Source organism: Trichocoleus sp. DQ-A2, assembly GCF_039961915.1.
Classification (GTDB): Bacteria; Cyanobacteriota; Cyanobacteriia; order Cyanobacteriales; family FACHB-T130; genus FACHB-T130.
The window spans coordinates 201,506-224,096 of the sequence record NZ_JAMPKD010000009.1 but is presented as its reverse complement, the minus strand read 5'-3'; the positions used below and the strand labels follow the sequence as shown (position 1 = coordinate 224,096).

Here is a 22,591-nt window from a genome sequence, read left to right as displayed (position 1 = left end):
AAACAATTTCTGTTAAACAATAGTAACATTCAACAAGATTTGATTTTTTACTTCATTCATTTTTATTTATAATTTCAAATCTTGAATTAGTGCTTTACTCAATCTATCTTGACGCGGAAGCGGGTAAAACCGTAATTACTACTCGTTGCATTAGAAATATTGCCCAGATTTACAATTACTGCTCCGTCAGCATTATTTTGGTTAGGACAACCATTCCCCGTAGGCAATGGGGTAAGCGGTGAGAAAAATGTCCCTTCATCTGCATCTGAAGCATTAGTCCGGGACGCAATTGTTCCAGCACGATTCACCGAAATTCCCGTACCTGCACCAAAACTATCAGCGCTAAAGGTTGTCCCTGTGGGAATTGGATCGCAGAATCTGACATTGTTAGCTGGAGCCGTCCCATCAGAGAGAAAATAAATCGTGTACTCGACTTCGTCGCCGCTTCTCAAAGCTGTTTCAGCCGCTATGGTGGAAACTCCTATAGGCGACAGTTGCGACCAGCCAGCTGCATTGTCATTGTCGCTATTTGGGTCATCTACAAAACTATTGAAGTTAACCCCACTCAGCGGCGCACCGTTTCTAGTCACAGATGTGATTCGCTTCACCAAACGCAGATTCCCATTCCCAGGGGAAGCAACCGTCAGCACAGTCGGATCATCATCTCCAGTATTGGCAAGGTTTCCTTGATCAATTCCATCATCTACAATTTGAGGCAAGTCGCCATTCCCTTGAATGGCATCTGTAACCGACGAGTTAACGGTGCCACCTGTTGATGTAGCAACAGCTTGGTTGCTAATTTGCACCCCAGCAGCCGCCGTAATAATTGCCTGAAACTTGATGACCACCCGACCACCATTTCCACTTAATGTGCCCAAGCTTGTGGAATTGGTAAGGTTCGGGTCAGTTGTCCCGTTGTAGTTGGGATTCTGTGTCACTGTTGTTCCAGTACCAGAGGCTGTAAAGCTATAACTGCCAGCGACAAAACTCAATTTACTGGCATCAATGCTGTCAGTTGCTAGAAAGTTAGTGACTGGGGTAGCAGAGTTATTAACATAGGTAATCGTAAATTCAACCGTATCTCCAGTGGTGACAGAAGCGCTAGCATCTGCGTCTGTGACTAGACGAACTGATTTGATGCCAGTGGGCGTAACTGGGTTCGGTTGAATGGTAGTCGTAGTGCTTGATGTGTTGTTATTGGGATTGGGGTCAGTTACATCATTGGGTCGCGTGACTGTTGCTGTGTTGCTTAATTCTCCAGATGGAGTTATGGGAGAGATAGCACCTGTAACGGTGTAGGTAGCAACAGCTCCGCTATTTAGATTTACTGTTGTGTTGATAGCATTTCCCGTACCGCTAGCTTGTCCGCAACTACCCGTGCCTGTAGTAATGGCGCAAGTCCAAGTGACCCCAGTAATTTGAGCGGGGACGTTGTCTGTTACCGTTGCTCCAGTTACATTAGAGGGACCGTTATTCGTAACGGTGAGGGTGTAGGTAACAGGACTGCCTGCAACCACTGGGTTCGTCACCAAGGTTTTTTGAATCTGCAAATCGGCTTCGGATATGGTGATGCCTTGCTCAAGATTGGTGAGTGTAGATGGGTAGTATGTCCAGGTATCAATACCTCTGTCATTACCAAAACCTTGCTGACCAGAGCCTTGAAAGGCATGGGCACCATTGCTGCTGGAAATCCCCGCCAGGGCGCTTAAAGGTTTAGGTGCTTCTGCCGGAGGTGATTGAAGGTTGTTTACTAAAGGAGCGTCATTATAGTAGACGGTATCAGGAGCAGGAGGCGGATTACTTGCCGGAGAGGGATTATTAAGTCGCAGGATTTTCAAGCCATTTGGGTTGCTTTCAGGGTCTAGAAACGGAAAATGAATTTCACCTGCACTAAGTGCGATTTGGGCACCGTAAGCGATATTACTAGGAGGGATAGTCGCTCCATTCGCATCTAAGCCATCCCACGGTACGGTGTTGATCCCAACATCTGCGGTTCCTACCAGTACGCGATCGTTTGCGTTGCCGTATGTCTTGTCTTGGTTGAGATCGAGAATAATCTGATAACTGCCCGATGCCGGAGTGTTAAAGCTGAAATTTCCCCCCAATGGAGCAGTTGTACCCGCTTGTCCGCTTGTCCCTTCCGTGCCTATAAATTTAAAATCAGTGGGAGTCGGAGGTACAACGGCTGGCGTCAGCAGCCAAACGGAACCTGGAGTGGTTGCAGGAGCGCTGGCTGGATTGATGGGTGCAGATTGCGGCAGGTCATTGTTCGGTTTGTTAAAGAAAATTTTATAGGTAACATCCGTCCCGAAATCTGGCTGATCCGGGTTGTATACATTACTCCCTACCAGTGGAACAGATTGGTAAATCGGATCGCCGTTTGGATTTGCCGTGAAACCTTTGTTATTGGCAAAGAAAATAAATCCAAAGGGTTGGAGACCATTTAGATCGATTTGGTACTGATAGCCTTCATCGGTCAGAATAAAGGCTTGGGAGCGGAGTGGGAGTCCGTCCCCTCCTAGATTCAGAGACAGATAATTGGCATAGGCTCGACCGGGGATAGGTGTAGACCCCTGTGCGACAGTAACATCCCAAGCTGTCACCACAGCAAGATCGGTGGGCTGAGTCCAGCTAGTAGGAGCGTTGGCAAGGATTGCGGGCGGGTCGTTACCAAAAGCAGAAACATTAGGATCTGGACTGACAAAGTCGATTTCCCAAACACCACCTTGACCATCTGCAACTTCAACTTCACAAGGGCTATATCCTTGGGGATTGGAAGCCTGAATCTGAGGACCGGCAAGCTCTTGAGCACGATTGGCGATCAGACCCGTGTTCCCGCAACTCCCAGTACTACCATTAGGACGAGTGTAGTTGATAATCCCTGCTCCTATGCCGACAGCGCTGGAACCAAGATAGATGGTTTCTCCTGGATTAGCGAAAACTCGAATTCGGCTTCTACGTGCTATTGGAGTGTTTAGAAAAGGCTCGTTTAGATAATATTCCAAGTAAGGACGATAGCCAGTGTTGTTGGTCAGTTCCCGGCTGCCTTCAGCAAATGCTGCTTGAGTCCAACCGCTAATCGCGCAAATGGATAGGGCAAGGCTGCTGAAGCGACAAATCCAGCGGCTAACGGAGGCGCTAATGTTTTGCAAGTGTTGGGATTTTAACGGCGAACTCACTCTGCTTTCTCTCGCTAGGGGTGAAGACATCAAGATGGGAGGGAACAGATAACGGGTTAATGGCGGTTAGAAACCGATGGGTAACGATTCTTACTCCAACTGCAAATCTTCTTCTTGGACAAATAGCTCAATGCCTCTGGCATCTTGGAAGATAAATTCGACCCGACGATTCCGGGCATGATCTAGACGGTTTCTTCCAGTTACTCGTGGTTGAGATTCACCCAAAGCGCGAATTGTCATGCGTTCTGGGGCAATGCCTTGCCGTAATAAATAATTTCTCACTGCGATCGCTCGCCGATTTGACAAGTCAAAATTATAAGCATCGCTAGCACGAGGGTCGGTGTGACCTCGAAGCTCAACCACAATCGGGGGATTTGCTTGTAAAATTTCGGCAATTCGCTCCAGAACTCTGGCACTTTCTGGACTAATCGTGGCTTTGTCGAGGGCAAAGTGGACGTTGGTTGGCACCTGGATGCGGATGGGTTCTGGCGGTGGTTCTTCCGGTGGCACTTGTACCACTGGCGGAGCGGGTGCGGTGGTACATTGAGGAATTGTCCGCAGTCTGCTTCGCAATATATTCGTGCTGGTAAAGTTGGTGGTAGAAGAGAGGTTCACCTGATCGCCGACTGGTGACGGTGACACAATTTCAGCATTGGCAGCGGGTTCGGAGGTACCGTATTTTGGGATTGTAGCGATCGCGCTGACTCTATCTCCCGGTTGCAAATTATCAACCGTGACACTAAATTTCCCCTCGTCATCTGCTGCTATCGTCGTCAACGGTTCGCTGAGAGGGGCATAGGGCGTCTCGGTATTCTCCTTCACTTGATAAACTGTCACCTGAGAACCCGGATCGGCAGTTCCAGACAGATTCGTTTTATTACCGAGTACAAAAAATTCGCGGCTAATAAACTGGGGAGCATTAATCGCTGAGTTAGCCGTATCCAGGCGACGATTGGGCGAATTCCGAGGTGGATTAGGGCCATCTCCTCGTTGGTACTCTTGGACACCCGTGTTTTGTTGAGCAATTAAGTCAATGCTCAAACCGTCTAAATCGAAGTAGCGATTGGATTGAATGAGATTGCGATCGCTCTTGGGATACGATGCAACCACGACACCCGGTCCGGTTTGATGACCGATTTGGTTCTCGATCACCTGATGATCGTTCCCCATTAAGTAAACGGCTGCCCGACGCAAGCGACGACCGTTATAAATAATTTGGTTATTATTAATCTGCGCCGCGCCTTGGGGTTTAAATAAAAAGACACCACTACCATCGTTGCCGCAAATCAAATTAGCGCTAACCTGCGTGTTATCAATCCTTCCTTCTAAGCGAATCGCATCGGGCATTCCCGCAATCCCGTTGCCAACAATAATGTTTTCTGTCACTTGCAAATTCTCAGCTTGGACAGAGGTAATAATCCCGCTACCATCGTGGTTAGCAATTCGGTTGCGTTGAATCGTTGTTCCTAAGCTGTTAAAGACAAATACCCCAAATGCCGAAGTTTGCTGTGGCACACTTTGATCGGGCAAAATCCCTAACCAGTTGTTTTCAATTACTACATTTTTTGGGGAATTAGGAATGGGTGTTAGTTCGCCTTCCTGATTCTCTATTAACTTTTGACCATTCGCAGCTCCCTTAATCGCAGCAGATTGAGGATTATCGATAAAAATATCTGCGGGTGGCAAGGTTGCAGTGGCGCGATGGCGAGAGGTAAAACCATAGAGGCTTAATCCTCGAATCGTCACCCCATCCGCAACAACTGTTAAGCCACGGAAGACTTCTCGATTGGCAGCGGGAGCGATCGCGACTACCGGAATCGGAATTGCAATCTCGGCAGTTGCAGATCCTTCGGGGTCATACTCTGGTTGCGTTGTACCATCAACAATTAATCCCGGACGAGCTAATGGTGGCAACACCTCAACGAGGCGGATGGTGGTATCTGCTGACGGCAAATTAAAAGCAATCAGCGTCGTACCAACATTACTTGAAACCAGACTTTGTTCGGCACTACTAAGACGATCTAAAGGTAATGTCCCATTAACAATCTCAATCGCTTCCCTCAGCGTTAAGGCATCATCTGGATTAACGGCTCCATCCTGGTTGCTATTAACAACAACTTTTAAATTTTCTGTCTGAGCAGTTGCAGAAACAGGCAACAGTAAAAAAACAAAAGGTAAGAGAAACTTTTTAGCGTTCATTTGTAGTCATTCGTGATTAGCGATCAGCGATTGATAATTGGTTATTCTTTACCGATTACCCATTACCAATTACCCCTTTCTCATTCCCCATTACCTCTCTACCGCGACTGGTTGCACCTGGGACTCTTGCTGCTGTGGCGGTGATACTTTTTGTCGCCCGAAGCCGCCGAGTAATTCATTTACCTTCAGCGTTAAGCCAAAATAAACGCCACCCTCTGACCGATAGCCGCTAAAATCGCGGTCATCTACACTGCCAAAGCTATATCCCAGAGACGCTCGCAAGTCTGGCGTCACATAATAACCTGCCTCTAGAGCAAAGCCGGTTTCATTAAAATTCGTATCAGGTTGTCCAATCCAGCGAGCTTCCCCCGCCACATCCCAGCGATAGCCCAGGCGGTACATCGTCCGGAACTGTGCCAGAAATACAGTCGAAGAGTTACTGAAGTTATTGGCTAAATCAGTAGTGCTGTTTCGCATGGCATATTTGCCATAAAATTCCCACCGCCAGGAAGGAGCATAAATCGCCTCAGCCGCGATGATGTGATCTCTGTAACCCGTGCCACTCCCGAGTAGCAACGTCTCTGGGATTGTGGAGGGGTTGCGGCGATATTCATAACTCAACAAACCATTCCACTTGTCAGAATTGGGATTGCGGTAAGCCATGCCCAGCTTGACATTCATGGTGTCTCCCAAGGCGTATAACAACTGGTTAGAAGCACTTGCCTGTTGATAGCGCACCAAAGCAGTCAAGGAGGGAGAGAGTTTACCGGCAGCAGCGCCAGAAATCACAGTGTTACTGCCGCCAGAGCCGGTGCGATGCTCGAATCGGGCGGATGCTTGGAAATTGGGATTGTCGGTATATTCCACCCCGACACTATAGGCATCACCGCCGCTGAGTCCCAAGGCGGAGGCACCTTGTCCGGTCGCGTAGGGCTGTTCAAATCGCGGTCCGGCGGCGGTGCGGCTAAACAAGTCGCTGAAGATATGCTCGTAACCCAGATGCACTCGCAATCCGGGGGCAACAACCCAGCGATGGTTCAAACCGACCGCCCCTTGTCCGGTGATGGTGTTGAAGCCGCTGATAATCGAGTAGCGACCTGTAATGGAGGTGTTTTCGCCGAGTTTTTGTTCTACCAGTGTGTCCAGACTGGTGATGGAATTGCGACCAAAGACTCTGGTGTCTACAAATTGGTGGGCGAGTCGCAAAGCTACGCCTTCCATGACTGCCCAGTCCAGCCCGAAGGTGGTACGGTCGGGATAAAGGGCGTCGCTACTGTTTCCCAAGTTCAGTTCATTTTGTGCCCGAAAAGTGAGGGCATCATTTAAAGCAACGTTGAGGCGGGAAACAAGTTGGCTGGCGTTGCTATCGAAGGTGTCGCCGATGCGGTCGTCGCGGGAGCGGTTGACGTATTCTAGGCTGAGGTCTGAAGCCCCAAACTTTTGTAGAATTCCGGCGCGAATCGTGGTCAGAGAATTATCAACTTTTTCTCCGGGTGTGGGTTGGGGTTGAGGGTTAAAAATATCAAAAAATTCCACCCGTTCTAAGGGCGCAGTGCCAAAATTTACCTCGTGGTCGTAGCCAGCAGTAAGCGAAGTGGTTTGGCTAAGTTGGGCGGCAATATTTGCCCCGTATCTCGTTTGACCGGGGGTAAAACTGGTTGTCGCATTATTGGAGAAATTTTCCTCGACAGAACGGTAATAAGCGCGAGCGAGAATGCTTTTAGCGATCGCACCATACGCTTCTAGTCGATAAGCATTGCCGTTCACATCTCCGTTAAAGGGAGAATTATGGGCTGAGCGGGCATATTCCCCAACAATTTGACCGCTATTCCCTAAAGGGAACAGGAAATCCGCACCCAATAGCTCAAAATCCTGCAATCCCTCATCTTGCCGAAAATAGCTACCTCCCACCCAGGCTTGGCGATTCAAGTCCTGAGAGAAGTTATACTGCGCTCGTCCTGCATAAATATTTGTCTCTTCGCTATCAACCCCTTCATGCTGGTAAGTGACGACAATTCGCTGCACCTGAGTCACGCCAAACGGGTCAAATCGCGTGGCAAAGATGGGACGACGGAATAGCAGCGTCCCCCGGTCGTAGTCAATTTCGTAGTCAGGCCCACGAACCAGGGGTTTGCGCGATGTCACCGTTCCCGGACGATTAATTTCTTCGGTTTCCAGGAAAACACTTTCACTACCGGGGACAAGCAGACGACGGGACAGAAAGTAATAGCCGCTGGTACCATTGGGAGCAACAGTATCTCGCTGGAATCCTTCGACATCCGGGCTATAGAGGGCAGTGATTTGCAGATTGCCCAGGTTATAGTTGCCCTTGAACCCGTGTAGCTGGCGAGACGTAGCGCTAAATAGCTGGGAGGCGCGGGCGAATTCTGTGGTGTTGTAATCTCCCCACATTACATAGTCTGGTTCGGCACCAAAAACCGGGGAAGTACGTTCCAGACGGAAATACAGGCTATCTTTTGAAGGGGTTAGATAATCAACGGTGGAGCTATCGCCATAGATGGGATATTGTTGCTCGCAGAATTGCGGTCCCCGGAACAGGGTGGTGATGCCATCGCAAGTTTGGTTGAGCGGACGAGCGCTATTATATGCCCCCGTGAGCAGCCACTCCCCCACTTTACCCGTAGCGAAAACAGCAGCACTCAAATCGATATTGGTGCCCTCGTCGATCGTATCTGGATTCAGAAACTCCCGGCGCGGTCCCCAGAAGTTTGTTCCTTTAGGGCCAATTCGCAGATTCACCACGCCCGAAACCAAGGAAGGACGCAGATTGGTAATGAATTCTACCTGCGTATAAGTTTCTAGGGTGTTAGCGGAAAGGGTGTTAGCAGATATTTCATCTTGGGTATAAGCAACGGGGTTATCAGTCGGCGGTACTGGCGGGTATTGGGTATTCGAGGGGATGGGAGATTGCTGGAGATTGGGAGATAGGGGATTGGAGTTTGGGGATTGGTTAATTGGGGTAGGATGAGCGTCTTTCCCAACCCGAATCCCTTCTAACCGATTCCCCTCTGTAGCGGCTCGAATGCGGACTTTCTGCGCTTCCAAACCCGATTGCAGTTGGGCGGTAAATTGTCCTCCTCTGGCAATCACCTGAAATCCGGCTCGATCTTTATCCTCGTCAGCACCGACAAACTTACCGGCGCTAGTCGTTAAAGTTACAATTGTGTTTTCGCGGATTAATTCCCCATTCTCATTGGTGATTCTCCCTGCTAGGGGCAATAGCGATCGCCCATCAGCGGGAATCCGAGCATCGCTCACCGGAGCAATTTCTAAGGTTTGGGCAGTTGTCCTTTTTACAGTTAGCTTGACACTTGCCGAGGTGCCGTTATTCGCTTGCACTGTAATTGTGTTCTCTCCCTTCTCTAGAGGGACGTTGTACCAAACCTGAGTAATGATATTTTGGGCTTCGTCTCGCTCTATCTGGGTGGATGTTTTGGCATCCAGTGGTTTTCTATTGACGCTGACTTGTACCTGAGCTTGGGTGTGGTACTGGACGACGAGACTCGTAGAAGCCTCCCCCAATACTCCACTTCCAGGGGTCAAAATCCGAACTTCGGTAGGTGCCAAAATCCCATCGGAAGTTTGCTGAGAGGTTTGCTGGGCATTTGTTTGAGGGATCGACTGTTTCAGCTCGCTGGCGGTTGGTACGATCGTTGCCGAGTTCTCAGGCGCTGTCCCAACCTCTTCTCGAAGTTCGGGAAGGGGTGAAGCCGTCGGTGCGGTATTTTCAGGCGCTACGAGGCTGGGCGCTGCTGTTGCTGGTTTTGCCGATTCCTCTACCGTTACCGTCTCTACTGAAGGGAGGGGTGAATCCGTCGGTATAGTATTTTGAGCTAAATCTAGAATTTCTGCTGAATCTTGGACGGCGAATTCAGAATTTGTGCCCAAGACTTCTGAATTCTCTGGTGTCCTCTCTAGGGCAGCCGCCTGCTCGATTGCAGGGAGAGTGGTGGAATTTTTAATTGCAAACTCAGAATCTTCTGCGAGTCCACCTTGAGGTAGTGCAGACAGTTCATTTGCCTTCGCGGAGCGAGGAAGTAAGAAATAAAAAGTAAACAGTAAAAAGAACGAGAAATACGTCAAAATCCCATCTTTTGGCGGCTGCTTTTTGCCTTTTGCCTGGTTCATCACTGCTTGCCCTCCCGATAGGTGGGTGTCACCCCGAAATTCATCCGTACTAATCCTCCCGGTTCGAGTTGCACCAGGCGGGACTGACTATTGCGCTCAATAAATTTTTGGTTGGGAGCCAGAGTGTAGCCCGGTAGACTGGTTAAATCCAGCGTTCCGGTGCGGTAGCCAGAGATAACGTTGGCAAGTGAGAATAAACCGTTGGCATCGGTTGTGATGCGGTTGCCGTCATCCATAAAAATTACAGCATTGGGCACTCCTGGTTCTCCTGGCTGCTGTTCGCCATCAAAGTTTTTATCGACAAATACTCGCCCAATCAGGGTGCCGCAGTCTGACAAAATGCCGGGTCGAATCCGCAACTGATGGCTGGCGATGTTGCTCCTGGTTTCTTGTGCCTGATTTCTCCCGTTACCGCGAATAGCGTCTGGCGTTACCACGGCGGCATAAACCACGTTCAGGGTTTGGTTCGGCTCAAGTTTAGGAAAATTAAAGGTAACTGTCCGGTTGGACGTAGTAGCGGGTTGTATAGTGATTTGGGCAGTACTGGAGCCAGTGGTCAGCGAGGCTTGCAAGGACTCCGGCACATACCGTAAGCCCACAGGTAGGGTGTCTGTAATGCTGATATTGCTGGCAGTGGCTGTGCCGGTATTTTTCAACGCCAAGCGATAAACAACCGTGTCGCCCGGTTCTGCTGCGGCGCGATCGCCTGTTTTGATCAGTTCTAGAGCCGCTTGACCTGCTGTGACTGAAGTTTCATTGGATTTCACGCCTTCTGGGGGGAGATTGTCACCCGCAGCAGAGGCGGTATTCAAGATGTCTATTGCGCTAACGGGCAACGACTGAAAAGCAAAAGCAAACGAACACGTTAGGATAGCTGTTAGACGCAGGTAGGTACGCCCCAACAGAGGTTGCAGGGATTTCATTCTTCAGAGATTAACTAAACAAAACACCCCATTGCTGGACTGTTAGAGAGATAAAGAAATTGTGGTGGTAGACTCCCTGATGCTCCCTGAGGGGTATAGACCCTGATTAGGTGAAACTTACACTACCAGGTTTCTACGATCTACGACAATACCTGTATCTGAGTCTCTTCCGCAAGAGAATTTTTGAAGGAATATTGCTATAGGAAGAGTTTGCTTTTAAGCTTTAATAATTTTTTTATAACTTTTGGTAGATGAAATTAACTAAAGATTATTAATATTTGTTTTTTACCTTTGCATCAGCCTGTTCTTGAGCGCGAAATTATTAATAAATTGCCAATTTTACTCAAAATCTGAAGTTTCTAAATTTGGGGCAAATTTGAGCGGCGTTGACTACTCTGACGCTATGTAATGCTATGTAATGGTGAAAAATCTATACTAATTGCTCATCATAAAAGAACCCCACCCCTAACCCCTCCCTGCTTGCGGGGAGGGGTTAGGAGCTGTAGGGGATAGCGCAGGGCGGAGGGAAGGGCGTAGGCTCTTAGCCGAGGCGAAGCCATCGCTTTTTGTGAACTAAAATTTACCTTCTAAGGCGGGAATGCAACGTTCGCACAATAGGGGATGCTCGGCAGATTCGCCCACATGACTCGAGTAGTTCCAGCAGCGATCGCATTTTTCCCCGTCTGCTTTCACTACGCCAATCGATAAAGCTTCTGTCTGCGAATTGTATTTTAAGCCTTGCAATGCTTCCGGAGAATCTAGCAACTCTACTTGGGAGGAGATAAACAAGTATCTCAGCTCATCTACTCGATTACTCAATCCTGAAGACGGAGAATGAGAATGGAAAGCTGAAGTCAAATTCAAGGCTTGCAGTAAAGAGCGGAACTCAGCATTTGGGACATAAAGTAATACCTTGGCTTCCAAAGAAGAGCCAATCATTTTTTCTGCCCTTGCTTGCTCCATCACCTTATTCACCTCAGTGCGGATTTGTCGCAATTGTTGCCAGAATCCTGCCAATTTTGGAGCTTTCCAATGCTCCTCTAACTTCACCCACCCCGATTCAAACACAGATTTGTAAGGTGTGGAATAGGGGAGATATTGCCAAATATCTTCTGCTGTATGAGAGAGAACTGGCGCGATCGCGCGCGCTAAATTTTCCAGAGCGATCGCCACAACTGTCTGACAACTACGGCGACGGAAGCTATCTGGAGCGCTGATGTAAAGCCGATCTTTGGCAATATCTAGATAAAAATTGGACAAGTCAACAACGCAGAAATTCTGCACTGTTTGAAAAAAGCGGAAGAACTGGAAACTCTCAAATGCTTGCGTGACTTCCCCGAAGACTTCTGTCATCCGGTGCAACATATAGCGGTCGAGTTCTGGCAGTTGTTCGTAAGGTACTGCATCTTTAGTTGGGTCAAAATCGTGTAGATTTCCTAATAAGAACCGCGCCGTATTGCGAATCTTGTTTCTAACATCTCCCATCTGTTTGAGGATGTTCTTGCTGATGGGGACATCTGAAGAATAATCCACCGAAGAAACCCACAAGCGCAAAACGTCAGCACCGTAGGGTGGCTCTTCTTTTTGATTTTTGCCCCCATTGATGACAATCGAGGGGTCGATGACATTCCCCAGAGATTTACTCATCTTGCGCCCCTGCTCATCCAAGGTAAAGCCGTGGGTCAAGACGGTTTTGTAAGGCGCGATGTCGTTCGTTGCCACACTGGTAAGCAAACTGGATTGAAACCAACCCCGGTGCTGATCGGAGCCTTCTAGATAGATATCCGCTGGATATTGCAATTCTGGTCGCTGTTGCGCTACCGCCGCCCAAGAGGAGCCAGAGTCAAACCAGACATCCATCGTATCGGTGCCTTTGCGGTAGGTGCGACCGTTATGGCGATAACTTTCTGGCAAAAGTTCTTCTACCGGCATTTCCCACCAGACATCCGAACCCTTTTCGGCGATGATTGCCTGGACGTGGGCGATGGTTTCCTCATTCAGTAGCGGTTCATTGGTTTCTAGGTCGTAGAAAACGGGAATTGGCACGCCCCAATTGCGCTGACGGGAGATACACCAATCGGAACGATCCGCGACCATTGCCGTGATCCGATTTTCACCTTGAGCGGGAATCCAGTTTACGGAAGCGATCGCTTTTAGCGCCTCTTCTCTAAATCCCTCCACCGATGCGAACCACTGTTCTGTGGCTCGATAAATGGTCGGCTTTTTCGTGCGCCAGTCGTAAGGATATTTGTGAACGTAGGGTTCCTCTTTCAGTAGCGATCGCGCTTGGCTGAGCGCATCAATCACTGCCTGATTTCCATCACCCAGGACGTTCAACCCCGCAAACTGCCCTGCTTCTTGCGTGAAGTTGCCATCGGCATCTACTGGCGACAGCAGCGGCAAACCGTAGCGTTGACCAACCTTGTAATCCTCATCCCCATGACCGGGAGCCGTGTGAACTAATCCGGTACCAGAATCGGTGGTGACATAATCGCCCCCAATCACAATCGGACTCTCGCGGTCGAAGAGTGGGTGCTGGTAAGTGCTGTGTTCCAAATCTTTACCCGGTACTGTCGCCTTTACCGTGAGATTCGTCGAGAGCGTCGTTGACAACCGTTCCACCAAATCCGCAGCCACTAACAGGTATTTGGTCGAAATCGGCAGAGAATCTGCCTCCACTTCCACCACTGCGTAAGTCAGTTCTGGATTCAGGCTTACCGCTAGGTTGGCGGGAATCGTCCAAGGCGTCGTCGTCCAAATTGCCACACCGAGATCGGGCAAGAATGGTTGCAATTGCGATCGCACGGCTGGCCCCAGATTCGTCATCTGGAAAGCTGCATAAAGGCTGCGCGAGGTATGAGCTGGGCGACCTTCAGAATCTTCGGGATACTCTAACTCTGCCTCAGCCAGCGCCGTTTTAGAACTAGGACTCCAGTGAACTGGCTTTAAACCGCGATAAACATATCCCTTCAGCACCATCTCACCGAAGACGCCAATTTGAGCGGCTTCGTACTCTGGTTTTAAAGTCAGATACGGATGCTCCCAGTCGCCCCAGACACCGTAACGTTGGAAGCTTTGGCGCTGCTCGTCTACTGTCTTGAGGGCAAAATCTCTCGCTTTGTGGCGGAGATCCAAAGGCGTCAGATTTTGCCGCTCTGCTGGCTTCATTTGCTGAAGGACTTTCAACTCAATCGGCAAGCCGTGACAATCCCAACCCGGAACGTAGCGAACTTTGCGCCCTTGCAGGAGCTGGTAGCGGTTGATGATGTCTTTGAGGATTTTATTTAAAGCATGACCAATGTGGAGCGAACCATTGGCATAGGGCGGCCCATCATGCAAAACAAAAATTTTGCCGGGATTGTTCTGCGACAGTCGCTCGTAAATTTGCTGGTCTGCCCAAAATTTTTGCAGTTCCGGTTCCCGCTTAATAGCGTTCGCCCGCATATCAAATTGGGTTTTGGGCAGATTAACGGTGTCTTTGTAGTTCCCTGTTTCTGTCACAGTTTAATGCCGAGAAATGATTGAGTTGCTTTCAATCATTATCGGTTACAAATCGCAATCTCTTCAAGTTGCAGCGGAAAAATGAACCGCAAAGATGCACAGAACACAAAGCAAGAAAATGGAATAAGCAGCGATCGCAATCTAATTTTAGTTGAGAGATACCAGCCCTTGAGATCCCCAACTTCTGTCTGGAAGTCGGGGATCTCGCCTTCACAAAGCGTTAGGACTGCTATCCCTTCCGCTGCTTCCTTGGCACCATACAACGGCTTTGCGGCTCATTCTCCTCCTAACCTTTATTTTCAAGTTGGGTTGGGTGGATTTTCTAACGGCTGATTTGCCTGCTCTGTTCCACTCACCGAGTCACTTGTTTCTTCATGGGCTGGTTCTGGAGGTGAAGCTGGAATATGCTTTTCTTCAGCATCTTCTAGAGCAGCTTCCACCAGTTCGGGGTCGGGAGGGTTCGGACGAACGGGTTCGGGTACGTTTTCTGGGCTAGCCTCCAACTCTGAGGGTGATGATGGTGATGATGGGGAAGTCTCTGGGGCTGTTGTGGCTGTTTCCCCTGTCGTTGCTGCTTCTACAGATGCTGGGGGTTCCAAGTCATCCTCTGAGGGTGATGCTGGGGAAGTCTCTGGTGCAGTTATGGCTGTTTCTCCTGTAGTTGCTTCTACAGATGCTGGGGGTTCCAAGTCATCCAAGTCTGTGTCTTGGACACTTTCTTCAAATGGGACGGATATTACTTCCATCTGAGATTCCGGCTGGGATTCCGGCTTTGAGGGTGCGGGTGGAACGGGTGGTTGATTGAGTAACACCGTTTCATCCTCATCTTCATCCGTCCGGTTATCCAGCACGGTAACACGAGGTTTTCCGGCGTCGGTGGAGGTAGGCGCAGGTGTCGTCTTGGATGCCCCTGTTTGGGTGGTTCCAGTGCCCGATTTGCCCTGAGTCACTTTACTTGCCGTCTGCTGAGCTTTGTCCTTAAAAGTTGCAAATAGACTGGTTATCCGCTGCGGTATGGATAAACTGGTCAGTTTTTCCTGCAATGCTTCGGGACTCGGAATCTCAGTTTGCTGCGCTGCGGGGGTGAGACTGCGTCGTAATGTCAGGGTTTCCCAACCTAACCAACCGACTAGCGCTACGCTAGCGATTTGACCTAGCAGCACACCGCCGGTGATGCGTCCAGCACACACCCATAAAACTAGGGCATAGAACAATCCCACCCCACTCCAGATAAAATCACTCTTTCGGTGTACTTCGGGGAAAAAGAAAGCCGCCATGTAAAGGGCGAAGCTACCGACTGCAACAGCGATCGCTAGGATATATGCCAGCATTTCGTGGATGCTCCAAAACTTGTGTCTATGTTTCAATTCTGCTAGAGATTGTTGACTTAGATACAAATAAAAACTAAATCTGCTGTTTCAATTGTTGATTCTTCGCCGGAGGAGGCTGTACTACTTTTGCGACTCTTAATATCTTCTTTAGGGAAAACTCTCAGGATATCGGGCTACTCTGAAGGAAAAGCAACTGTTCAAAAGCATTGCAGAGTTGAACATTGAATCTTATGACACAGCAGAGCTTTGGTGTGATTGGTTTGGCGGTCATGGGCGAGAACTTGGCGCTGAATGTGGAGCGTAATGGGTTCCCCATTTCCGTCTATAATCGCACTCCAGAAAAAACGGATGCCTTTATGGCTGAGCGAGCGCAGGGCAAAAATGTCTATGCTGCTTATTCCATTGAAGATTTTGTCCAATCCTTAGAACGCCCTCGCAAAATCCTGATTATGGTGAAAGCGGGTGCGCCGGTAGATGCGGTGATTAACCAGCTCAAACCGTTACTGGATGAGGGTGACATCATTATTGATGGTGGCAACTCCTTATTTGACGATACCGCTCGTCGCACCCGCGAATTAGAGCCATCTGGGTTCAGATTTATCGGGATGGGCGTCAGTGGAGGTGAAGAAGGAGCGCTGAATGGCCCTAGTCTGATGCCGGGAGGTACGAAAAGCTCCTATGAGTATCTGGAACCAATTTTGACGAAAATTGCGGCTCAGGTGGATGATGGCCCCTGTGTCACATACATCGGCCCTGCGGGTGCCGGTCACTACGTCAAAATGGTACACAATGGCATTGAGTACGGCGATATGCAGCTGATTGCAGAGGCATATGACTTGCTCAAGAATGCGTTGGGGCTAGACGCGAACCAACTACACGAAGTATTTGCCGAATGGAATACCACTGATGAACTCAATTCTTATTTGATTGAGATTACAGCTGATATTTTCAATTACCGAGACCCCGACACTCGTCAGCCTCTGGTCGATGTGATTCTCGATGCAGCTGGGCAGAAAGGGACGGGTCGCTGGACGGTGCAGAGTGCGCTGGAGCTGGGGATCGCTATTCCAACGATGACGGCGGCGGTGAATGCCCGGATCATGTCTGCCTTTAAGAAGGAACGGGTGGCGGCTTCAGAGATATTAACGGGTCCTAGCGGCAAGTATGAGGGAGACGCCAAAACCTTCATTAACCAAATCCGTGATGCTCTGTATTGCTCGAAGATTTGCTCTTACGCTCAAGGGATGGCGCTATTGAGTTCGGCGTCGAAGGCTTATTCCTATGACTTGAATTTGAGCGAAACTGCCCGGATTTGGAAGGGTGGTTGCATTATTCGAGCCGGATTCTTGAATAAGATTAAATCTGCTTTCAAGGACAATCCAGAGTTGCCGAATTTGCTCTTGGCTCCTGAGTTTAAGCAGACCATTTTGGATCGCCAGGATGCTTGGCGGGAGGTATTAGCGCAGTCGGCGAAGCTGGGGATTCCAGTTCCGGCATTCAGCGCGTCGCTAGATTACTTCGATAGTTACCGACGCGATCGCTTGCCGCAAAATCTTACCCAAGCTCAGCGCGACTACTTTGGTGCTCATACCTACGAGCGCATTGACAAAGCAGGGTTCTTCCATACCGAGTGGACTCAAGTCGATGAGGAAAGCGTTCAAACCTCTACGCCTGAGCCACTGCAAGCCCAAGACCCTGCGGAAGCTGTACGCACAACGATTACATAAATAGGAGTAGTCGGGCGGGCAATGCCCGCCCGACCGTCGTTGTCGCGATTTCAACAGCTTTTGGCTCCGGACGCCAAAAATTTAGGAAATTTCCAGATGGAGGGTCGTTATTCTTCTGGGTAGACGCTGCGCGATCGCGTCTTTCTCCAGCGTTTTCGGGTGAAAATTGAAGGCAACTCCTCAGATCCTTTTTCTTTGCGATTCATGAGCCAGATTTTTCTAATAAAGAACTTTGCCTACACGAATTCATGCACAAACTGGATCTGGGGTATTTGCATCCAGCATCCAGGGAGCCGAGAAAAGGCGATCGCTATTCTGAGAAACAGTTAGGAATTTGAATTGATGCAAAATCCTTTACAAACGCCTCACAGTGGCTACCACTGGGACGGCACCAGTCAGCGTTTCTTTGAAGGTTGGTACTACCGCGTCACCTTACCAGATTGCGGACATACCTTTGCTTTCATGTACTCCCTCGAAGATCCCCTGGGCAATCAACCCCACAGCGGCGGTGCTGCCCAAATTCTGGGCCCAGAAGATAGTTACCTTTGCCGGACTTTCCCAGATGTCAACAAATTTTGGGCATCGCGGGACGTTTTAGCCTTGGGACACTGGGGCAAAACCGATTTATCCACCAAACCTGCCTCCCTCCCTCCAGAGGCTTTTGAGCGTCACGTTCAGGATGGCTATCAAGCCACCGCTACTTGGCATCAGGGAGCTTTACACGATCCGGGCACGGGTTCTCAAGCGCGTTGGCAGTATGAAATTAAACCTGTATATGGATGGGGAAATCTAAATCAGCCACAACAATCAACAGCCGGATGGTTGTCTTCTTTCCCGATTTTTGAACCGGGATGGCAAATTTTGATGGCTCACGGGCTGGCAACTGGCTGGATTGAGTGGAATGGAAAACGCTACGACTTCACCAACGCCCCTGCCTACGGTGAAAAAAACTGGGGGCGCTCTTTTCCTCAAAAATGGTTCTGGCTGAATTGCAATAGTTTTGATGAGTCTCCAGATATTGCCTTAACGGCTGGTGGAGGCAGACGCGGGGTGCTGTGGTGGATGGAATCGGTGGCGATGATTGGCTTGCACTATCAAGGCAAATTTTATGAATTTGTACCGTGGAACTCGAAAGTAAGTTGGAATATTGAGCCTTGGGGCAGCTGGCAAATGCAAGCCCATAACTCCGAATTTGAAGTTGAGTTAACCGCTACTACAAATCTACCGGGGACTCTCCTGCGTGCCCCCACGGAAAAGGGTTTAATCTTTTGTTGTCGCGACACGATGAACGGTCAAGTTGACCTGGAACTGCGCCAACGGGGTGACAAATCTAAAATCATCCTGAAAGCTGGCAGTTCTCTATGTGGATTGGAAACAGGCGGTGGCCCTTGGGAAGAAACCTGGCGGTCTACTTAAATTCAACTGGGTAATGCTGCCCTTAGGCTGCTATGATCGCCTTAGAATTGGGGCTGTAGCTCAGTTGGATAGAGCGAGCGCCTCCTAAGCGCTAGGTCGCCGGTTCGAGCCTGGCCAGTCCCGTTGTCTGCTACTCTCTAAAACAGTTAGTCGCCCAGTGGAGTGTATCTACGTGGACGCTAGCTAGGATAGGGAATTTTAACCAGTAAGCGATCGCGCTTCGTGCGTATCGCTTCCCATGTAAACACGGCTTTTTCAATTGATTGATGATCCTGAAAATTGGTGCTAGCCGACAAAAACACTTGTCTTCCAAGCCTTCGCGCTCTAAAAGTAGATATTCTCGGCTGCTAATGCTCGCTCTACCCGTGGCGCTGTGGTTTGGTTACAAGGAAGTTAAAAAAAGCCTGGTCAAACCCCAGGCAATGTTAGTTTTGGGTGGCTCTACCTCAGCCTTGGAGCGGGAGAAGCTGGCAGCAAGAATGGCTCGTCAGCATTCAGATTTGCCCATCTGGGTTTCTTCAGGTAGCACTAACAAAGCTTACGTTAAACGGGTTTTTGCCAAAGCTGGGGTTGCCCCTAGTCGCCTGCATTTGGACTATCAGGCGGTGGATACGGTTACGAACTTTACGACGCTGGTTGATGAGTTGCAGAGTCTTGGGATCACCAGCATCTATTTAATTACCTCGGACTATCATATGCGCCGCGCCAGAGTCATTGGAGAGATTGTTTTAGGCAGTCGGGGCATTACTCTAAAGCCCGTGATCGTGCCTTCGGACATACCGCAGGAGCCGATTGAGAAATCAATTCGGGATGGAGCCAGAGCCATTCTTTGGGTGACTACCGGCTATACGGGAGCCACCCTCGGTCAGTCATCAAATCAGATTAAGCAGGAATCGTTGCCGTTTCTTTCACCAAGACATAAGGCGACACAATCAGAGCGCTGAATCGCTTGTTTTTGTTGTCGTTCCAATCTTGTTTCTGAGCTTCGGAGGGCTTGTAAATCAATTGTTCGCTAATCCAGTGCTGCACAGAGGAAACATCATCATTAGCGATCGCTACCCCAACATCTAGCAAGTCCAGCTCTTGAGCTACGATAACCACAGCCTCCCGTTCCGCATGAGGCATCAGCCAGTTCCACTCAGCCTCATCTAGCAATTCTGCTAATTCTTCTCTTAAACCCTGCATTTTTACTTGTTTTGATTCCAGTAAATTTTATTTTAATCTATTTTATAGAAGCTGCTACTCTTCATGTCATTCCTCTAAGATTCTGCTTTCATTTCGTCAATTTCAAATAAACTGACAATGACTCCAGTAATCGGAATTGCAATAAAAATTCCAAGTAATCCTGCTACTCTAGCACCTACTAGTAAGGCGAAAAATACAACAACTGGATTAATATTAAGCGAATTTTGCATAATCCGGGGCGTGATGAAATTGTCTTGTACTTGCTGAATTATGATACAAACAACAACTACTTGAACGGCTAACCAAACACTCTGAGACAATAAAATAAGAAAAACAATACCCACCCCTAAAGTAGCTCCAATCCCAGGGATTAAATCGAATAATCCAGCAATAATTGCCAAAAGTAAGGGAAATGGTACATTTAAAATTAAAAAAACCAAAAAAGTAGTCGTAGTCAGAAATAAACATAAAACCATCTGTCCTCGAAAAAATCCGAGAAACTTGCGTTGAATGACAATGGTAAATCTATTTTGTAAATGTGCAGGAACAAGCTTAAGAATAAGCTTCCAAAGCTTTTCTCCATCTAGCAACATAAAAAAAGAAATAACGGAAATTAATATCAAATTAAGAAAATTGGCAAAAAATACTTGTATAGTCGTTAAGCTATAACCGATTCCTAACCCCAGCGATGAGACGATTTGATTCTGAAATTGTTCTTGAATTATGCTCAAATTTACTTGAACATTGAATCTTAAAAGGAATTTTTCTATTTGATAAGCCAAAGGAATTAAAGAATTTAAAAAGGTTGTTAAGCTAGAAATTAATTGTTGCCCTTGCGATACAACTGTTAAACCAACTGTGACAGTAAGACTAGCAATCACGATCATGCCTAGAATAAAGACCACGGTAACAGCAACACCGTGAGGCACAAAACGAGTTAGCGATCGCACGGGATAACTCAGTAGAAAAGCGACAATAGCTGCAAATGTAAAAATGACAATAACTGTTTCAAAGTAAGCTAAAACTTTTACAAACGCCCAGCCAGAAGCAACGAAAAGCAAAAATCTAACCAATGCCAAATTGTTCAGTCGCTGCAAAAGATACTTGGCAGAAGGTTCGCTCATTTCTTTTTGGGATGGTGATTTAATCCAGAATCCCGGTGATTGACTCATTTCTTTATTGAATGAACCAATAGCCGGATATCCAGACAGATTTGGAATAACCTAATCCTACTGAAAGCGCAACTGTCAGGACATCATCCCAACGTTTTAATTTCGCCGAGAAAATCTTGTCTTTTGAAATTCTTTAACGGCCTAAATCGTGTAAAGCATGAATCGCTGTGGCGCATTTTTGCGTTACCGCCTGTAACTCATCCCGGTCTGTTGAATTAGGAGGCTCAATTACCTGACCAATCCGCACCGTTACTGGCACCGGACGCGGAACCAGCGAACCTTTCTTAAAAATCGCTTCCGTACCCCACAAACTAACGGGCAGCAGTGGCACCTTCGCCTTGGCGGCAATCAGCGCAGCACCTAGCTTTGGGTCTGAAATTCTGGCGTCTGGCGTCCGCGTTCCTTGTAAAAAGACACCGACTGCCCACCCTTCCTCTAGGAGAGACAGCGCCGAACGAATCGCACTCCGGTCTGCGGAACCCCGCTTGACGGGGTAAGCACCATACAACTTAATTGCCTGCTTCAAAACAGGGACTCGAAACAGTTCTTCTTTTGCCATATACGCTACGGGTCGTCGCACGCAGCAGGACAAAATCGGCGGATCAAAATCACTGGCATGATTGCTAACCACTAGAAGTGGTCCAATCGGAGGAACGTGTTCGCATCCATAAATCCGACCTCGCAGGTAGGCATGAAGCACGGGGCTGACCACCGACCACTTAAACAGGTGGTATAGAACTAAACTCGAAACAGGCTCGCGGCTTCTGCCCAGATTAGATAATTCGCTATCCACCGTACTCTCGCTGTAAACCTTTAACCACCTTGTCTGATTTTTCTCGTTCCCTGGCTGATGAGGGAAGGAGGGAATTTTTCCATTCTCTCACTCGCACGCGCTGTTGCGGTCGCCGGACTTTATTCTGCATTCGGCAACTCTGCAACACTACCCACGTTTTCCAAAGTTAAATCGGGGCAAGTACGTTTAATTAAACCCGTAAGGACTTTCCCTGGACCAATTTCCACAACCTGCGAAATTCCTTGTACTGGCAATTGTAGGGAAATTTCTCGCCACCGCACCGAGCCGGTCATCTGACGGATGAGGCGCTCTTTTAAAATATCAGCGTCCACAGATGGGACAGGTTCCACATTTGACAGCACTGGCACTTGAGCAGAATTAAATGGAACTGACTCCAAAACTACCTGGAACTCGGCGGCAGCTTCCGCCATTAAGGGAGAGTGAAAGGCTCCTGAGACATTCAAGCGGACAACACGCTTAACCTTTACTTGACTTAGCACTCCCTCCACCGCTTCCGGCGTTCCAGAGATGACGACTTGGGCGGAACTGTTGTCGTTGGCTAACACAACGTCGGGGGTCTGCTGAATTTGTTGTTCTAGCTGTTCGCGGTCGAAGCCAATCAGCGCTGCCATCATGCCATCGGACGCACTATCCATAAATTCTGCCCGACGTTTCACTAGGCGCAACCCCGCCTCAAAGTCAAAGACACCGGCGACGTAGAGAGCAACGTATTCTCCCAGACTGTGACCGGCAACGAGGTTAGGTTGATGTCTCCCAGCTTGCATTCGATCTGCTAAAATGCTTTCTACCACATACAGGCTGGGCTGGGTATAAAGAGTGCGGGATAATTTATCTTCCTGACTCTGACAGATTTCTGGTACAGACCAGCCTAAAATTTGCTCGGCTTGCTCAAATTTAGCCTTTGCCTCTGGCAAGTCTAATAAATCCACTCCCATTCCGATTGCCTGAGAACCTTGCCCAGGAAACACCCATGCGGTCTTTGTCATTGGTCATTG

General features: G+C 48.6%; 14 protein-coding genes and 1 tRNA gene. 4 read left to right on the top strand and 11 right to left on the bottom strand.

Annotated features, from left to right (window positions below; genetic code table 11):
• Positions 1–98: 98 nt before the first annotated feature.
• The 6 genes from NC997_RS11370 to NC997_RS11345 form a co-directional block, all read right to left on the bottom strand.
• The gene (locus NC997_RS11370) at positions 99–3,179 is read right to left on the bottom strand and encodes a DUF11 domain-containing protein (protein WP_190524687.1); all 3,081 of its coding nucleotides are present in this window, start codon (positions 3,177–3,179) and stop codon (positions 99–101) included.
• Between the two features lie 90 nt (positions 3,180–3,269).
• Positions 3,270–5,378, bottom strand: coding sequence for an OmpA family protein (locus NC997_RS11365; RefSeq protein ID WP_190524684.1), 2,109 nt, complete (start codon positions 5,376–5,378; stop codon positions 3,270–3,272).
• Positions 5,379–5,468: 90 nt separating this feature from the next.
• Positions 5,469–9,527, bottom strand: a complete 4,059-nt coding sequence (locus NC997_RS11360; protein ID WP_190524682.1) for a hypothetical protein — start codon at positions 9,525–9,527, stop codon at positions 5,469–5,471.
• The gene (locus tag NC997_RS11355; protein ID WP_190524680.1) at positions 9,527–10,450 is read right to left on the bottom strand and encodes an isopeptide-forming domain-containing fimbrial protein; all 924 of its coding nucleotides are present in this window, start codon (positions 10,448–10,450) and stop codon (positions 9,527–9,529) included. The genes NC997_RS11360 and NC997_RS11355 overlap by 1 nt, the downstream gene beginning before the upstream one ends.
• A gap of 573 nt (positions 10,451–11,023) precedes the next feature.
• A complete protein-coding gene (gene ileS, locus NC997_RS11350) occupies positions 11,024–13,951 on the bottom strand; it encodes an isoleucine--tRNA ligase (protein WP_190524678.1) in 2,928 nt (975 codons plus the stop codon).
• Positions 13,952–14,250: 299 nt separating this feature from the next.
• Complete coding sequence (locus tag NC997_RS11345; RefSeq protein WP_190524676.1) at positions 14,251–15,282, bottom strand: Ycf66 family protein; 1,032 nt, start codon at positions 15,280–15,282, stop codon at positions 14,251–14,253.
• Positions 15,283–15,512: 230 nt separating this feature from the next.
• Between NC997_RS11345 and gndA the strand changes: the two genes are divergently transcribed.
• The 4 genes from gndA to NC997_RS11325 all read left to right on the top strand — a co-directional run bounded on the left by gndA (position 15,513) and on the right by NC997_RS11325 (position 19,369).
• Complete coding sequence (gene gndA, locus NC997_RS11340; RefSeq protein WP_190524674.1) at positions 15,513–17,009, top strand: NADP-dependent phosphogluconate dehydrogenase; 1,497 nt, start codon at positions 15,513–15,515, stop codon at positions 17,007–17,009.
• A gap of 342 nt (positions 17,010–17,351) precedes the next feature.
• Positions 17,352–18,425, top strand: a complete 1,074-nt coding sequence (locus NC997_RS11335) for a tocopherol cyclase family protein (protein ID WP_190524672.1) — start codon at positions 17,352–17,354, stop codon at positions 18,423–18,425.
• A gap of 49 nt (positions 18,426–18,474) precedes the next feature.
• A tRNA-Arg gene (locus NC997_RS11330) sits at positions 18,475–18,548 on the top strand.
• Positions 18,549–18,691: 143 nt separating this feature from the next.
• A complete protein-coding gene (locus NC997_RS11325; protein WP_190428839.1) occupies positions 18,692–19,369 on the top strand; it encodes a YdcF family protein in 678 nt (225 codons plus the stop codon).
• Here NC997_RS11325 and NC997_RS11320 read toward each other — a convergent pair.
• From NC997_RS11320 to fabD, 5 genes are all read right to left on the bottom strand, one after another.
• The gene (locus NC997_RS11320; protein WP_190415638.1) at positions 19,308–19,610 is read right to left on the bottom strand and encodes a DUF2288 domain-containing protein; all 303 of its coding nucleotides are present in this window, start codon (positions 19,608–19,610) and stop codon (positions 19,308–19,310) included. The two genes, NC997_RS11325 and NC997_RS11320, sit on opposite strands and share 62 nt — an antisense overlap.
• A 74-nt stretch (positions 19,611–19,684) precedes the next feature.
• Complete coding sequence (locus NC997_RS11315) at positions 19,685–20,734, bottom strand: AI-2E family transporter (protein WP_190441275.1); 1,050 nt, start codon at positions 20,732–20,734, stop codon at positions 19,685–19,687.
• Positions 20,735–20,915: 181 nt separating this feature from the next.
• Positions 20,916–21,554, bottom strand: a complete 639-nt coding sequence (locus NC997_RS11310) for a lysophospholipid acyltransferase family protein (protein WP_190415746.1) — start codon at positions 21,552–21,554, stop codon at positions 20,916–20,918.
• 13 nt (positions 21,555–21,567) lie between these two features.
• Positions 21,568–21,705 (bottom strand): hypothetical protein, encoded by a 138-nt coding sequence (locus NC997_RS11305; protein WP_190428837.1) that lies wholly within the window; start codon positions 21,703–21,705, stop codon positions 21,568–21,570.
• Positions 21,695–22,582, bottom strand: a complete 888-nt coding sequence (gene fabD / locus NC997_RS11300) for an ACP S-malonyltransferase (RefSeq protein ID WP_190440784.1) — start codon at positions 22,580–22,582, stop codon at positions 21,695–21,697. The genes NC997_RS11305 and fabD overlap by 11 nt, the downstream gene beginning before the upstream one ends.
• Between the last annotated feature and the right edge of the window lie 9 nt (positions 22,583–22,591).